Origin of the sequence: Aeromicrobium sp. CTD01-1L150, from assembly GCF_041951745.1 — a bacterium.
Lineage (GTDB): Bacteria > Actinomycetota > Actinomycetes > Propionibacteriales > Nocardioidaceae > Aeromicrobium.
Genome location: NZ_CP169555.1, coordinates 478,416 through 493,685, shown reverse-complemented (window position 1 = coordinate 493,685; position 15,270 = coordinate 478,416). Strand labels below are relative to the sequence as shown.

The following is a 15,270-nucleotide window of genomic DNA, read 5'->3' as shown; positions in this document are numbered from 1 at the left end:
GAGGCCGGCTCCCGCCCTTGGCGGGGGGTCCGGCCTCCACTTCCCAATCCCCCTCGGGGGCGGGCAATACCCTCACTCTAGCACCGGTCATCGACATCCGACCCGTTGTCCACAGACGCAGGCGACAGGCCTCGTCCCACCCTCGACATCCTCCTACCGTGACGCTCATGACCTGGGGAACGCACGCATGGATCGATGAATCAGCAGACGTCGGCGGATACAGCCCAGGCTTCTACGTCCTCGCGGCCACGATCAGCGACATCCCACGTTCACAGGCCATCCGCAGCACACTGCGCAGTCTGGTCTTCCCAGGCCAGCACCGGATTCACTGGCGTGACGAGACCCCTCGACGCCGTCATCATCTTGCCGGAGCCATCGCCGACCTCGATCTGACCCATGTCGTCGCCATCGCCCCGGCCGATGCCAGCAAGCAGGAACGTGCCCGGCGCAAGTGCCTCCAGCGACTGCTGTATGAAGTCCATCAGTACGGCGTCACCCGGGTCTGGCTCGAATCACGCCAGGACGCTCTGGATCACCGCGACCGCGAGATGGTCGCCGCGCTCCACAGCACTCGTGCCGTCCCACGATCGCTGACGGTCGACTTCGCCCGACCGCTCGACGAGCCCATGCTGTGGCTCCCCGACGTCGTCGCCGGAATGACCACCGCTGACGAACGCACGGGGACACCAACGTGGACGGCAGGCCTCGGCCCCGCCTACCGACGCATCCGACTCTGACCGGAATCGAACGCCTCGGACAGCGATGCAGCCAGCTCCCGCCACTGGCGGACGCTCCAGTCGACCGGGCATCTGATCGCTTCGTCCGAAGGACGGTACGTACGTGCTGGACATCTCGGGGCGCCGTACCGACCTCCCTGCACGAACCGCAACGAAACGAGGTGGGGCCGCGTCGTGGCGACCGCCAGAACGGCCCCGCCTCGCAGTGGAGACGGGGCCGCCCGGTGTGCACCGACTGGTGGAAGGAAGGAGGGTGACCAGCCTGGAGCACTCCCGGGACGCTGCCTCTGGGCGGCGACCCGGAAGGTCGTGGCTCAGCCGGCGCCTCGCCGCCTGAGCGTGGGCAGCAGGAGCACGGATCCGGCGAGGATCATCGCGATGCCGAGAGCCCACAGCGCGACCGAGGCCGGGGAACCGGCGTTCGGGAGCACTGCGCCCAGGGCGCCGCCGGGGCCGGAGCCGCCGACGGTGTCCGCGACGATCGTGATGGTGTCCCAACCGATCAGCTGGCCGTCGGCGTCGTAGACCGCGAGGCGATGCTCGCCGGGCTCGACGTCGTAGGGCAGCGCCACCCGGATGGTGCCGTCATCGGCGACGGTGAACGTGCCCAGGTTGCGCGGCGTGGAGAACAGCCACACACCGACCTCATCACCCGCATAGTCCTCACCGACCATGACGTCGAGGGTTTCGCCGGGCCGGAACGGACCGTCGCCGAGCACCTGGATGGCGCCTTCCTTGTCCTCGCTCGGCTCCTCGGGATCACCGGGGCCACCCGGGCCTCCAGGTCCGCCGGGTCCTCCGGGCTCGGCCGCGACAGCGGCCGTGGCCTCGGAGACGGACTCGACCGACTCCGAGCCACGAATGGCGATGGAGGCAAAGGTGATGCGAGCGCCCTCGTGCTGCTCGGTCAGCTCCAGTGTCAGCCCGGTCTGGCCGTTGATGGGCTCACCGTCGGCGCGCCACTCGTGACGGACGGCGTCGGGATCTCCGGCGAACTCCGCCGGGGTGCCGGTGAGCGTCTCACCGACGGCCGCAGTACCGGAGATGGTCGGCGGTGACGTCGCGGCGAGCGTCGCGATCACGGGGCCGACCGCCTCGGACGTGGAGTCCAGCGAGTTGCCGCCGCGGGTCGCGGTGGACCGGAAGGCGATCATCGCGCCGGCGTGGCCGTCGGTGAGCTCCAGCGTGGTGCCGGTGGCGCCACTGATCGGCTCGCCATCGGCCAGCCACCGGTTGGTGACCTCGTCGACGTCGCCGTCGAACTCCGCTGGGGTGCCGGTGAGCGTCTCGCCCACCTTGGGTGTGCCGGCGACGGCTGCTGGCGCAGTCACGCTGATCGGGATGTCGGCCCGCTGGACGGGTCCGACCGCCTCGGACGTGGAGACCACGGGGTCGTCGTCGGCACGGGTGCCGGTGGACCGGAAGGCGATCTCCGCCCCCTCGTGCTCCTCGGTCAGCTCCAGGCTGGTGCCGGTGGCGCCGTCGATGGGCTCACCATCGGCGAGCCACTGGTTGGCGACGTCGGCCGCAGAGTCGTTGAACGTCGCCGGGGTTCCGGTGAGTGTCTGCCCGACTTGGGGCGTGCCGCTGATGGTGGCCTCGGCGACCACAGCAAGCGGCGGGGCGTTGATCGGGCCGATGGAGTTGGAGGGCGAGGTCGTGACTGCCTGCACACCCGATGCCGTCGTGCCCGTCTGGCGCAGCGTGATCTCCGCCCCCACCTGTTCGGTGGTCACCGTGAATGTCTCGGCTGTGGCGCCGTCGATGACTTCGCCGTCGGCGAACCACTGGTTGGTGATCGTCAGTTCCGCATCAGCAGGCAAGAACCGACCCGCTGTCTGGATCGACAGCTCGGCTCCGACCTCAGCGTCGCCTGTGACCACCGGCGCGAATGTCGGTGGCGAGACCACCAGCTGCTCCACCGGACCCACCGGTTCCGATGTGGCGACCAGCTCTTGCCCCTCGACAATCGCGGTCTGGGTGGCGAAGACGAGCCGACCCACCGCGGTCCCAGGCACTGTGAACTCCAGGCCCTGGACCCATCGCGGATCAGTGATCTCCACCGGCTCGGCGCCATCGTCCGTGTCCTGCGTGAACCACTGCGTCACCACGTCGTCGTCCGGCTCGGCGGAGAACTCCGCCGGTGTCAACACCAAGACCCGCGACGGCACCGGATCACCACTGATCACCGGATCGGAGACCACTGACGCCGGCGCGGTCTGGATGGGACCGATGGCGTTGGAGGGCGGCGACTGCACCGACTGCAGGCCCGAGTCGCTGGACCCGGTCTGGCGCACCGTGATATTCGCACCGACTTGATCGGCCGTCACGGTGAAGGTCGCGTCGGTTGCGCCGTCAATCGCCTCATCATCAGCGAACCATTGATGTGTCACCGCCGCCGGCGGCGCATCGGGCCGCCACGGCGTCTGGGTGGAGACCGACAGCTCAGCGCCCACCTGTGGGTCTCCAGCGATCGCCGGAGCACCGAACGCCGCGATCAGCGGCTCCACCGGGCCCACTCCCTCGGCAGTGGCAACCAACTCCTCCCCCTCGACTGTCGCCGTCTGAGTGGCGGTGATCATCTGCCCCTCCTGGGCGTTGGACAACCGCAGTGATGTCGGAGTGGCGACGGCGCCGGTGAGCTCTTCACCATCGGCGAACCAGCGGGTCTCCACCTCACCGTCGGGCTCGTCGGAGAACTCCGCCGCCGCCAATGTGAGCGTCCGCGACGGGACCGGATCTCCGCTGATCACCGGGTCGGTGACCACCGAAGGACCGTCGCCGATGGGCTCGTCGGAGACGATGGCGATGTTGCGCGATGAGCCCCGGTACGCGGCCTCGACGCGCTGTCCCGCAGTCTGTGGCACCTCGGTCGAGAACGTCTGGCTGCTACGGACTTGGCGCAGTGTGCCGCTGGCGCCGATCACCCATGAGTAACCGGTTCCCATGCTGACATCGACGATGGGCTCGCCGAGATCGACGACTTCTGTGGAGTAGTTGGTGCCCCAGCGTTGGATGCTACGGCCGTCGTTCCTGACCACTCCGGCGCCGGTCGAGGTGGCGAAGACCCGCTGCGCTTCGCCCTGGACCGCATCAGGCACATCGGTCTGGCCGTTGTTGTTGGCGCCCCAGGACACCACGGTGCCGTCGGCCTTGACCGCGTGCATGGTGTCGTTGCCGGCGGCGATGTCCACCACGTCGCTCAGTCCGGCGGGCACCGTGGTGGCTCCCGCGTTGGAGTTGCCCCACACCCGCACGGTGCCGTCCTCCAGGAGGGCCGCCACGATGAGCTGGCCCGCGGACACCTTGGCGACGCCTGACAGTCCGTCGGGGACGTTGAGGCCCCCTTGGGAGTTGTCGCCCCACGCCCGAACGGTTCCGTCGGTGCGGAGCGCGATGGCAGCGAAGGTGCCGGCGGAGATGGAGTCGACCTCGCCGAGGTCGCTCGGGATGTTCTGCCACACGGGGTTGGCATTGCCCCAGCCGGCCAGCTCGCCGTCGGTCGTCATGGCGAGGGCATAGGTGTCCTGGGCCCACATACCGACGACGTCCTCGCCGGAGGTGGCAGCGGGTTCCCCGATGGTTTCCTCATGGCCCTTGAGGGTGGCGTTACCACCCCAGGTCAGAACGGTGCCGGCCTGATCGACTGGCAAGGGCTTGCCGGCCACGGAGGCACCGGCCACGGCTCCCAGGCCACCGAGCACCAGCCCCACGGCCAAGGCGATGCTCGTGGCGCGGCGCCCACTGGACTTAAGTGCGGAGATCGTGATCATCGTCCTCTTCTGTCGTCAATCGTCAAGAGGCGATACCGCGCCCCCGCGGCGGCTCGCTGACCTGAGCCTGACATCGGTTGCCGTACCTGTGGGGCCCGACCGGAGAATCGACTCTCCAGTTCGGATGTCCGTATGAAGAGGGGAGCGCCCATGCAGGGCAGAGAGGTTCGACCGACCCAGATGGTCAGTCGATGACGGGGCCCAGCGTCGGCAAGCACGTCGTAGACAAGCGCCGAACACCACGGGGCGCCCTCCTTCACCCAAGGGCTTCTGCATGAACCTCAGTCTTGGGGGGGCGGCGGTATGATCCCGGGCGGAAGCGGCGGCAGTTGCTCACCGTCCGGGAACTCGCCGGGACCGCCAGTGTTGCAACGACTCTCATCGATCGGAACACTGACGATGTTGGTGAAGCAGGGGGCAGTGACCAGGCCCTGAACAATCCTGACAGGCATTTGCGCGCCAGCGGCCATCGCGTTCACGAGCGGACTGACGTCCTCGCCGCCAGTGCCACAGTCTCGGAAGTCGCCGATGCTGATCGTGCCGTGGAGCAGACCACCGCGTGCCGGGCTGTAGTGTCCTTCAGGAACGCCAGTAGAGGTCGATTCGTAGCCGCTGCCGGCGACCGACAGCTCGGCCGGGCTGGCGGTGCGACACGCGTCTCCGACGTCGACCGGTACGCGGTCGGCGCGAAGGTCGGACAGGCGGACGGTCAGTCGCCCCGTGCCCACCGAGTCGCTGACCTGGACAGGTGAGGGGTTGTAGTCGTCCGCGTCGAGCCGAATGCCATACGGAAGCCCGTTCTCGTCCGTCGTGAGGCTGAGGTGAAGGGTCGCCTCCACCGGGATGGAGCCAAAGGCCAACGTCCTGACACGTTGAGGAGGAAAGTGCGTGAACTCACTGCCGAACCGCCGTAGCTCGGAGATGTCTGCTGGCGGCGATCCCGGGTCGTCACCCTCGAAGTTCACTGGATACGCCAACGCCTTGACGGCGCTCTTCTGGAAGCGCACGTCGGAACGGTCGTTGACGCACCGCTCGGAATCTTCACCGAAGACGCGGTGGCAGGTGGCAAGGTTCCTCTCCAGGTTGATGATGGCGGTATCGGCGGTCACCTTGAGGTCGACCATCCGGATCCACTGCCTCGCCGGCGCGACGTGGGCGACGTTGGTGGTATAGCTCGACACGAGCGGAGTGCCTGGTTGTCCCATCTGCTTCATGGTCGGCATGGGCAGGTTGGGGAACATGTCGTCCGGAACCTGCTCACCGTTGGCCGAAGGCATGGCCATGAGCCCGGCTCCCAGCGCCAGGACTGCCAGCACGCGCGTCAGACGTCGTCCACCCATGGGGTGATGGTGCCACGGCAGACGCTCAGCCGAGCCGGATCACGCGCAGGCAGCCGCCGAGTTCGGACGGACATCCGAACTCGGCATTCGATCCGGCCCAGACACGCCGCACATCGCGAACGTCGGTCCACCAGGAGACGGCGCGCGACCGCCGTGCGACCCGCTCCAAGAGGACACATGACCCGACCTCGACACCGCTACGTGGGCGGTTGAGGGCTACTTCATACATCCATCCGAGCTCAGGCACAACATAGTGGGCAACGGCGTTTCAGGCCTTCTCAAGGCAGTACAACGGATGTCAGCGGCCGGGAAAGGCCCGGCCACGCACCGAGGGAGATCCTCATGAAGTTCCCCAGAAAATCACTCGCCGCGGCCGGTGCGGCTGCACTGGTCATGGTGGCCGGCGCCGCCTACGCCGGACCTCCGTGGACGGTCTCGGTGGGCGGAGACAGCACCGGCTCACCGGCCAGCTACACCGCCGAGACGATCGGCGCGTCGCCCCAGATCGAGTTCACCGTGCCGGGCCTGAACCTCGGCTGTGACAGTGGCACGGCCGAAGGCGTCATCATCCCGGGACCGACGAGCGGCAAGGCCGGCGAGATCGCCGACACGGAGTTCATCGACTGCATCGGCCCGCTCGACATCGATCTGGAGGTGACCCAGAACGCCACCTGGGACATCGAGATCACAGGCGACAACGTTGGCGGCGTGACCCCCGGAGCGATCACCAACGTCGACGCCAGCGTGTCCAACCCAGACGGCCTGTGCTCGTTCGACGTCACCGGCGAGGTCGGCGGGGCGTTCGACGAGAACACCCAGCAGCTGAGCGTCAGCGGCGGCGGACTCACCGTCTCCAACGTCGACCAGTGCTTCGGACTGATCCTCAACGGCGATCCGGCCACGTTCGACGGCACCTACCAGCTGGCGGACATCGACACAGTCACCATCGCCAACTGAGCTAGGGAGCGAGCGTGGGGTGCGGAGTAAGAGACGTACTCCGCACCCCCACATCGCCCCCAGTCTTCCACCACCACCCCCCGACACACCTGAGAACCTGGAAAGAAGCCAGCACATGAAGAAGACCCCCCGCCTCCTGGCCGCCGCCGGCGCAGCCGCCGCCCTGGCCCTGGTCCCCACCAGCGCCAACGCCGCACCCCTGGACATCGACTACGACGCCACCGGCCACACCGTCATCGCCAGCACCGGCTCGACGATCGAGATCGCGCCCACCACGCTGTCGACTACCGTCGACTCCGCGGGTGGCCCTGGCTCGCTCACCGGGACGCTGCCTCTCGCGCCGTCGAGCGTGGAGTTCAAGGCGCTCGGGTTCGCGCCCATCAAGGCCACTGTCAGCTACGACGAGGCCGCGCCCGTGACCGGCCAGCTCGTGCGTGACGGCGCCCTCACCCGGGTGGAGTCCACCGCGTCCTACTACATCAAGCTGTCCAACGTGCGCGTCGCAGGGATCCCCGCGTTCGTCGGCAACAACTGCCGGACGGCCGAGCCAGTGCAGATCCCGGCCAACACGCCCGCCGGCGAAACCTTCAACATCGTCTCCGGCGGCACCCTGGCCGGAGAGTTCAGCATCGGCGACTTCCAGAACTGCCGGCTCACCACCGGGATGATCAACCTGCTGATCCCCGGTGACGGCAACACCGCCGAGATCGAGGTGAGCAACGGCCGCATCCGCTAGCCACTCTTGCCCACGGGGCCCGGACGCCTGTGCGTCCGGGCCCCGTGCTGCGTTCTGAGGCCGATGTCCGTGGGCACCCCTACCGTGGTGATCATGGAACCAGCGGAATGGCGTCATGCCAGAAGCCCAACATGTTGGGCTGACTTCATTGGGCCTCAGCACGAGGCTCAGATGCATGACGTCGACCGAGCGCAGGCAAGGACTGCGCGACGTCTCCGCCGTTCTCGGCCAGCGGGTCCGCAAGCGCCGCGAGGCCCTCGGCCTCAGCCAGGAGGAGCTCGCACACCGCAGCGGCCTCAGCCGCAACCAGGTGCAGAACCTGGAGAAGAACCGCAACAACTCTCGCGACGCGAACGGCCGCACCGGGCCGGCCAACCCGCGCCTGGACACCCTCTGGTCGATCGCCACCACACTGGAGATCACAGTCTCGGAGCTGCTGGACGGCATCGACCGCCCCTGAGCGTCCTCGGCTGGCATGCGGAACCATCCACCGTCGTGCCGGTGGCCCTTGCCCTCGTCCACAGACTCCGGCCGACGTGATGGCCGCCCGCTCACCCGGGCCCTACGTTGCTGGTCAACCCACCGAGCACCAGGCCCACTGAAGACGTGATCACCGTGGACATCAGCGACTGGGCAGCCATGGCCGCCATCCTCGGCGTCGGCCTCACCCTGGGCACGATCCTGGTCAAGAAGTTCGACAAGCTCGACACCAAGATCGACCGGACGCGGGAGGAGCTGCGTGCCGATCTGAGCGACATCCGCAGCGGGATACGCGAGATCGAGCACCGCACCTACGACCTGCGCGGGCAGCCGCCCGCCGGCTGACACATCGATCGGGCGCGCGGCCGATGAGCACAGCACACACCGACCCGCCGCCGGTGATCGATTCCTGCACCCGGCCAGCCGGGACCCGCCTGCATCCACCCACACGAATCACCGAGGCGGGCCGCAGACTGCGGTCTGTGGGAACGCGGCACCTTCATACGGGCATCCGAACTCAGAAGACATCCGCCCACAGGGCTGCCCTGTGGGCGCACTATGGCCCTTGGCCATCAACTCTGGGGGCTGACCTTCGTCAGGCGTAGCGTGAGGCAGGACACGACGTTGAACCGGGGAGACCATGAGCGGCGTTCGGACAACAAGGGAATGCGCGATTCCGTGAGCGCCCTGCATGACGACCTCGGCCGCCCCGTCTCGGTCAGCCAGCTGGTGGCATCAGTACAACCACGCCTGCCGGACCTGGTCCGGACCATCACGGACAAGATCCAGCACAACGTCGGCGCATACGCCGGCCACTCCGCCGGACGCCGACGGCGCCTCATCGACATGGCCGTGGCCGGAGCCATCGAGCACTACCTGGAGCTGGTGCAGGACCCAGCAGCCTCCAGCCGGCGCGTGGACGAGCTGTTCCGACGCATGGGCCACGGCGAGGCCATGGACGGCCGCACCCTCGACGCCATGCAGGCGTCACTGCGGATCGCCACCCAGGACGCATGGAGGGAGATCAGTGCCGTCTCCGTCCAGCACGGGCTCGACGCCTCGGCCCTGGCCATGCTGGGCGACCTGTTGTTCACCTACATCGATCATCTGGACGCTCGAGCCGCCGAGGGATACGCCGGTGCGCAGCGGGCCATCGACCGTGACCGCGGCGCCGCGCGGGTCCAGCTGCTCGACGCCCTGCTGGCCGGAGCGCCGCCACGCGACGTGCAGCAGCACGCCACCAACGCGGTGTGGCCGCTGCCCCGACGGCTCGTGGTCGTGTGCGTCTCCTCCCCCGACGACGCCGCCCTGCCAGGCCTGGACCACCTCCCGGACACCTGCCTGACCCGCACCTCCAGCATCCCCGCCGTAGTGGTGTGCCCCGCCGACGCCGCACCGGCCATCGCCCAGTCCGTGCTTCGGCACAACCCCGACGTCCGGTGCAGCTTCAGCTGGGCGGTGCCGCCCGAGCAGGCCAGCGACGCGCTGCGATGGGCTGGACGTGCGCTCATCCTGGCCGACGAGGGCGTCGTGCCCGCCGAGCCCCTGCTCGACTGCACCGAGCACCGGACGCAGATCTGGCTGCACTCCGAACCCGCACTGCGCCAGCGCCTGTGCCAAGAGATGCTGGCACCGCTGCTGGCCGAGACCCCCAACTCCCGCGAGATCCTCTCCGAGACCCTGCTGGTGTGGCTGGAGACCCGCGACAGCGCCCCGGCGATCGCCGCCCGGCTCAGCGTCCACCCGCAGACGGTGCGCTACCGATGGAAGCGCATCAACGAGCTGTTCGGCGAGGACCTGCACGAGCCCGACTTCATCCTGCAGATCACGATGCTCCTCAAGGCCAGCGTCCCGCTGTGGAAGGCCGGCGACCAGAGCGACTTCGAGCGGTTCCACGAGGTGGTGGAGCCGTGAACGAACGCCAGCGAGTGAACAGTCAGCACGTCATGCGACCACGCCCCCACGGTGGATTGTTCAGGGACGTGATCGCGTGAGCGAGCACACCCTGGCGCCCCCGACGTCAACACCGTCCCCGACAGCGGCACCGACACCAGCCACCCGGCCGACGCGCAGCACGCTCGCCGCCCTCTCGTGGCCACTCGTCGCGATCAGCGCAGCCGTCGCTGCCTGCGGCATGGCCACCGTGCCGTCCGCGCAGCCACCGCAGTGGCCATGGGTGGCCGCAGGGCTCGCGGTCGTCGCGGCCCTCCTCGGGACACTTCCCGTGCACGCCGCAGCTGCCCGACGCCTCGCCCGCGGCCAGGTGGACGCTGCGGCGCTGGCCAGCCTCTGCCTCCTGGTGGGCGTCGGCGCCAGCATCGACGCCGCGGCGCGCGACGGCCGCGTCATGCTCGCGGTCGCCACCGCCATCTCCGCCGCCACCGTCAGCATCCTCACCCCGCTGCTGGTCACCAGCTTTCTGCCCACCCGTGCCTGGTACACCGGCTGCGTCGTCGTGCTGGCCCTCGGCGCCGCGGTCGCCTGGTGGGTGCTCGACGGTGCGGGCCCGGCACGCGACGTCCTGGTGGCGACGTTGCTCGCCTCGGCCCCCGCCGCGCACCTGGCGGCCGGACCGTGGGCACTCCACTCGGCCCGACACGCGGTCCGCGACCACGGCGTCACCCTTCCCGACCCCGACGTCCTGCCCCGCGCCGCCGGCATCGACGCCGTCGTGCTGGACAAGGACGGCACCCTGACCACCGGAGGCCTCACCGTCGTCTCCGTCGACGCGTTCGAGCGCGACCACGACCGCAACCTGCGCTGGTTCGCCGGAGCGTTGGAACACGCCAGCGGACACCGCGTCGGGCAGGCCATCGCCTCCCTCTCCGCCCGCGGACGTCTCAGCGCGGTGCACGAGGACGCCCACGGCATCCGCGGCTCGGTCGACCGGCACCCCGTGCGCGTCGGAGCACCGGACTGGATCGGCGTCTCCGCACCCGACACCATCTGGACCACCGTGGGCGTAGAGGTGGACGCCCGACCACTCGGGCTCATCACCGTGGCCGACGAGGTCCGCCCCCAGGCCGCCGACGCCGTGCAGACACTGCGCACGATGGGCGTCGGCATCACCGCCGTCTCCGCCGACCGGCCCCCACGCCTGCACGAGGTGGCTGCCGAGGCCGGCGTCGAGGACGTCGTCAGCCTCTCCCACCCAGAGGAGTCGGCCGACGTCGCCGACCGCCTGCGGCAGGAGGGCCACGAGGTGCTGACCTTGGGGCCGGGCGCCACCGGCGGCCTTGACGCCGACGACCTCGGCCTCCCCGACCACGACATCACCCGCGTCTCGCACGCCCTGCATGCCGCGCGCCGAGCCGTCACCTCCGCCACCGCCGCACGTCGGCTCGCGACCGCCGTCGGGCTGCTCGGCGTCACCGTGGTGGCCAGCGGAACCCTCGGAACCGCAGCGCCGCTGGCCGCTGCCCTCGGCGCCGCCGCCCTCACCGGAGTCACGCTCGCCATCGCGGGTCGCTGACACCGTTCATCCACACCGCCGCAGCAACCCGCGGGATGTCCACAGGCGCCTGCATCACAGCCGTGCCGATCAGCCCGTGCCTTTATCGTCTCTGGTGCCCGCACGAAGTATCAGGCACACTCGAGGAGTGATCACGATGGACATGGAGAGCTGGGCGCAGGCTGCCGCCGTGATCGCCGTCGTGCTGACAGGCTTCGGCATCCAATCTCGTGCCATCGGCAGGCTCGACCGCAAGATCGACGGCATCCACGGCAGGCTCGACCGCAAGATCGACGGCATCCACGGCGGGCTCGACCGCAAGATCGACGGTATCCACGGCGGGCTCGACCGCAAGATCGATGGCGTGCGTGACGAGCTTCGGGCAGAGATACGTGACGGCTTCGCCAAGACCGAGACTCGCCTGACCGCCATCGAGCAGCGCACCTACGACATCTCGCTGCGCCTGCCACCGGCCGCCAAGCCTCACACCGGCTGAAGGCCGGTTCCCAGGCCATCGACTCGACCCCGCCACTGCGACGAGGTTGTCCACACCTTCTCACCTTCGAGATGGTCTCACCGCCGACGCCTTGGCACACTGATCATCGCTCACGCATACTGCAGAGGTGATCACCATGAACGAGCCGCAGACCTGGACGATGATCATCGGCACGCTCGCGGCGTTCTTCACGATCACCGCCCTGGTGACCAGCTGGTTCACCCGCCTCATCAACGCCCGCTTCGACGCCGTCGATGCCCGCTTCGAAGGCATCGACAAGCGCTTCGAGGGGATCGACAAGCAGTTCGACTCGTTGCGCACCGAGATGAACGTGAAGTTCGAAGCCGTCGACACCAAGCTCACCCACCTCGACCGCGACGTGCAAGCCCTCACCAAACAGGTCTTCCACCGGCCCGAGTGACCCGCAGGGCCGGCCGCTGCCTCGGGGTTGTCCACACCCTCTCGCCTTCGCGGTGGTCTCACCGCTGACGCCTTGGCACACTGATCATCGCTCACGCATACTGCAGAGGTGATCACCATGAACGAGCCGCAGACCTGGACGATGATCATCGGCACGCTCGCGGCGTTCTTCACGATCACTGCCCTGGTGACCAGCTGGTTCACCCGCCTCATCAACGCCCGCTTCGACGCCGTGGATGCCCGCTTCGACTCAGTCCATGCCCGCTTCGAAGGCATCGACAAGCAGTTCGAGGGGATCGACAAGCGCTTCGAGGGGATCGACAAGCGCTTTGAGGGGATCGACAAACAGTTCGACGCGTTGCGCACCGAGATGAACGTGAAGTTCGAGGCCGTCGACACCAAGCTCACCCACCTTGACCGCGACGTGCAAGCCCTCACCAAACAGGTCTTCCACCGGCCCGAGTGACCGCGGCGTGGATACCCTGAGACCCTCACCAGGTGGTCTCTTCTGACCACGCCCTGAGCGTGCCTCGTCGCGGCGAGGCCAAGGCCGGGCACTCGCTCGCCGACCTCGAGGCCGGGCTGCACGTCACGGCCGTCGCGGGCCGCTGACCAGAACGAGCCCTGACAAACGCTGAGGCCGGCTCCCGCCTCCGGCGGGGGGTCCGGCCTCCACTTCCCAACCCCCGTGGGGGCGGGCGATGACTCAACTCAAGCACCGGCTGTGTACTCAGGTCCGTTGTCCACAGATCACACGACGGTGCCGTCGTCACCCGCGGTGGAGACCTAGCGTGACGACCCCATGACGGCAGGACTGCACGCATGGATCGATGAATCCGTCCACGTCAACGGGCCCAGCCTCTACGTCCTCGCCGCAGCGGTTCGCAGCACTAGGACCGGATCCGCTGGTTCTCGATCCGACGCTCCAGGCCCTCGATGCGACTGACGAGACGCTCCTGTTGATTCTCCAGTCGGCGCTCGAGGAGCTCACGTTGACGCTCGAAGCTCTGGCGGTGCGTGTCCGGCTGGGCACTGAACCGCTCGGCCTGTCGCTCCAGTCTGGCGTTGGCGTTCTGCACGTCGCCGCGCAGATCGAGGTATCCGATGTAGCTCCAGAACGCCACCATGAGGAGGGCTATCACGTTCCTGCCGTGCCGGTGCCCGCACCTCGCCTGTCGACCGGTGCCGGCTCCGTCGTCACGGTCCGAGGAGCGCGAGGGGGACGACCGCGACGCCGTCAGGCCGACGGTAGGCGTAGTTCCCGGCCGTGATCAGGACCCGATCGACCAGCCGGTCACCGATCTGGTCATGAAGCCAGTTGAGGTGCTGCACGTCGGCGTCGCCAACCGATGCGGCGAGCTTGACTTCGATGGCCACGACCTCGCGGTCGTCGCTCTCGACGATCAGGTCGATCTCATGATCGGTCTCCTTGGTCCGCAGATGTCCCACGCGCGCCTGGACAGCTTCTGCGTAAATCCTCACGCTTTGTGTGACGAGCGACTCAAACAGTGCCCCCAACCACGTCCCGGTGGCCGATGCCACCCGTTGACCCTCCCCTCGGAGCAACCCGTCCCTTCCGACGCCCACGAGGCGGGCCGCCAGTGCCGGATCGACGAGGTGGTGTCTCGGCGAATGGGTGAGTCGTTTGAGCGGGTTGAACATCGGGATCCACGCTGGGACCGGGTCGAGCACGAAAATCCGTGTCAGGTGTTCGCGGTAGGAGTCGACGGTGGCTCGCGACGGCTTGTCCTGTTCGCCGCCTGTCGCAGCGTCGAGAATCTTCGTGTATGCCGTATCGGTGGCCGACGCCGCACCATAGGCAGCGAGCCACCTGCGCAGCGCGTCGGGGCGACGGATGGCGACACCGTTCTCGGGCAGCTCCTTCTCGACGATGCGAGCCAGGTAGCTGTCAAGCTGGACCTGCCGTGCCCTCTCCGGCAGTTCACGAATGCCGGGGAAGCCCGACCGCAGGATCTCCTCGGTGTAGGTGGCGAGCCCGACGTCGGATGTGCCGCGGACTGCTGGGCGGTCCCCTGACAACAGCTCGCGCAGCGAGACCGTGGGCTCGGCAAGCCCGCGCTCGGCGATCGACAGCGGTCGCATGGTGATGCTCACGATCCGGCCAGCGCCCGAATGGATACGCACACCCGGAGCAACGCCGGCGGAACCGGCCAGCAGGAACTGGCCGCCGGCGCCATCACTGTCCACCGCCCTGCGCACGCGATCCCAGACCGACGGTTCCAGCTGCCACTCATCGATCAGGACAGGCTGGGGGACCTGAGTGATGTAGTCGAGATCAGCGGCAACGATCTCACGTTGACCGGGTCGGTCGAGGGAGAGCACAGTGGTGGCGCGCTGGCTCCCTGTAGCGGTCTTCCCGACCCCCTTGGCGCCCTCCAGCGCGATGGCTGCGAGGTCCGGGAAGAGATCGTCGATCACGTCATCGATCACGCGCCGCTGGTAGCCCACCACATCAATTTAGCAGATGGACGCGTTCCTATTAGGCATCTCGCCACCTTCTGACGAGTCAATTCGCCGGACCCCAGGGCGGTCTCCAACCGGCCGCTGTTCGAGTCGCTCGCCACGCTCGGGGTCCGCGTCGCCGCGCAGGCCGTAGAGGCCCGCGTCCGCCATCTGCGCACCCGCAACGGTGACCACGAGGTGGACCTCATCGTCGAAGGCGCCGATGGCCAGGTGCTCGGCATCGAGGTGAAGCTCGCCGCCGCCATCCACGACAGTGACGTCCGACATCTTCTCTGGCTACGCGACCAGCTCCCTGAGCAGACGGTGGACCTCATGATGATCACCACCGGCCGACAGGCATACCGTCGCAGTGACGGTGTCGCAGTGGTTCCCTTGGCCCTCCTCGGGGAATGACGC

General features: G+C 68.3%; 15 protein-coding genes. 11 read left to right on the top strand and 4 right to left on the bottom strand.

What is annotated here, in order from left to right; translation table 11 throughout:
* Positions 1-167 precede the first annotated feature (167 nt).
* The gene (locus ACEVFP_RS02380; protein WP_375001745.1) at positions 168-737 is read left to right on the top strand and encodes a hypothetical protein; all 570 of its coding nucleotides are present in this window, start codon (positions 168-170) and stop codon (positions 735-737) included.
* 314 nt (positions 738-1,051) lie between these two features.
* On the opposite strand, the gene ACEVFP_RS02375 is transcribed toward ACEVFP_RS02380, so the two are convergent.
* Positions 1,052-4,510: a hypothetical protein gene (locus ACEVFP_RS02375; RefSeq protein WP_375001744.1), complete on the bottom strand. Its 3,459-nt coding sequence runs from the start codon at positions 4,508-4,510 to the stop codon at positions 1,052-1,054.
* Between the two features lie 281 nt (positions 4,511-4,791).
* Positions 4,792-5,751 (bottom strand): hypothetical protein, encoded by a 960-nt coding sequence (locus ACEVFP_RS02370; protein WP_375001743.1) that lies wholly within the window; start codon positions 5,749-5,751, stop codon positions 4,792-4,794.
* A gap of 441 nt (positions 5,752-6,192) precedes the next feature.
* On the opposite strand from ACEVFP_RS02370, the gene ACEVFP_RS02365 reads away from it, so the two are divergent.
* The 9 genes from ACEVFP_RS02365 to ACEVFP_RS02325 all read left to right on the top strand — a co-directional run bounded on the left by ACEVFP_RS02365 (position 6,193) and on the right by ACEVFP_RS02325 (position 12,856).
* Complete coding sequence (locus ACEVFP_RS02365) at positions 6,193-6,807, top strand: hypothetical protein (RefSeq protein WP_375001742.1); 615 nt, start codon at positions 6,193-6,195, stop codon at positions 6,805-6,807.
* 115 nt (positions 6,808-6,922) lie between these two features.
* Positions 6,923-7,543 (top strand): hypothetical protein, encoded by a 621-nt coding sequence (locus ACEVFP_RS02360; protein ID WP_375001741.1) that lies wholly within the window; start codon positions 6,923-6,925, stop codon positions 7,541-7,543.
* Positions 7,544-7,718: 175 nt separating this feature from the next.
* Positions 7,719-8,003 (top strand): helix-turn-helix domain-containing protein, encoded by a 285-nt coding sequence (locus ACEVFP_RS02355; RefSeq protein WP_375001740.1) that lies wholly within the window; start codon positions 7,719-7,721, stop codon positions 8,001-8,003.
* A 146-nt stretch (positions 8,004-8,149) separates the two neighbouring features.
* On the top strand, positions 8,150-8,368 hold the full coding sequence (locus tag ACEVFP_RS02350; protein ID WP_375001739.1) for a hypothetical protein: 219 nt from the start codon (positions 8,150-8,152) through the stop codon (positions 8,366-8,368).
* Between the two features lie 333 nt (positions 8,369-8,701).
* Positions 8,702-9,937 (top strand): helix-turn-helix domain-containing protein, encoded by a 1,236-nt coding sequence (locus tag ACEVFP_RS02345; RefSeq protein WP_375001738.1) that lies wholly within the window; start codon positions 8,702-8,704, stop codon positions 9,935-9,937.
* Positions 9,938-10,013: 76 nt separating this feature from the next.
* On the top strand, positions 10,014-11,495 hold the full coding sequence (locus ACEVFP_RS02340; RefSeq protein ID WP_375001737.1) for an HAD family hydrolase: 1,482 nt from the start codon (positions 10,014-10,016) through the stop codon (positions 11,493-11,495).
* Between the two features lie 169 nt (positions 11,496-11,664).
* Positions 11,665-11,970 carry a hypothetical protein gene (locus ACEVFP_RS02335; protein WP_375001736.1) on the top strand — a complete coding sequence of 102 codons (306 nt, stop codon included), beginning with the start codon at positions 11,665-11,667 and terminating at the stop codon, positions 11,968-11,970.
* Positions 11,971-12,106: 136 nt separating this feature from the next.
* Positions 12,107-12,391, top strand: coding sequence for a hypothetical protein (locus tag ACEVFP_RS02330; protein WP_375001735.1), 285 nt, complete (start codon positions 12,107-12,109; stop codon positions 12,389-12,391).
* A gap of 117 nt (positions 12,392-12,508) precedes the next feature.
* Entirely contained in the window at positions 12,509-12,856 is a 348-nt protein-coding gene (locus ACEVFP_RS02325) for a hypothetical protein (RefSeq protein WP_375001734.1), read from the top strand.
* A gap of 424 nt (positions 12,857-13,280) precedes the next feature.
* Here ACEVFP_RS02325 and ACEVFP_RS02320 read toward each other — a convergent pair whose 3' ends face one another.
* Positions 13,281-13,532 carry a hypothetical protein gene (locus ACEVFP_RS02320; RefSeq protein WP_375001733.1) on the bottom strand — a complete coding sequence of 84 codons (252 nt, stop codon included), beginning with the start codon at positions 13,530-13,532 and terminating at the stop codon, positions 13,281-13,283.
* Between the two features lie 55 nt (positions 13,533-13,587).
* Positions 13,588-14,841: an ATP-binding protein gene (locus ACEVFP_RS02315; protein WP_375001732.1), complete on the bottom strand. Its 1,254-nt coding sequence runs from the start codon at positions 14,839-14,841 to the stop codon at positions 13,588-13,590.
* A 114-nt stretch (positions 14,842-14,955) separates the two neighbouring features.
* On the opposite strand from ACEVFP_RS02315, the gene ACEVFP_RS02310 reads away from it, so the two are divergent.
* Complete coding sequence (locus tag ACEVFP_RS02310; RefSeq protein WP_375003751.1) at positions 14,956-15,267, top strand: hypothetical protein; 312 nt, start codon at positions 14,956-14,958, stop codon at positions 15,265-15,267.
* Positions 15,268-15,270: the final 3 nt, after the last annotated feature.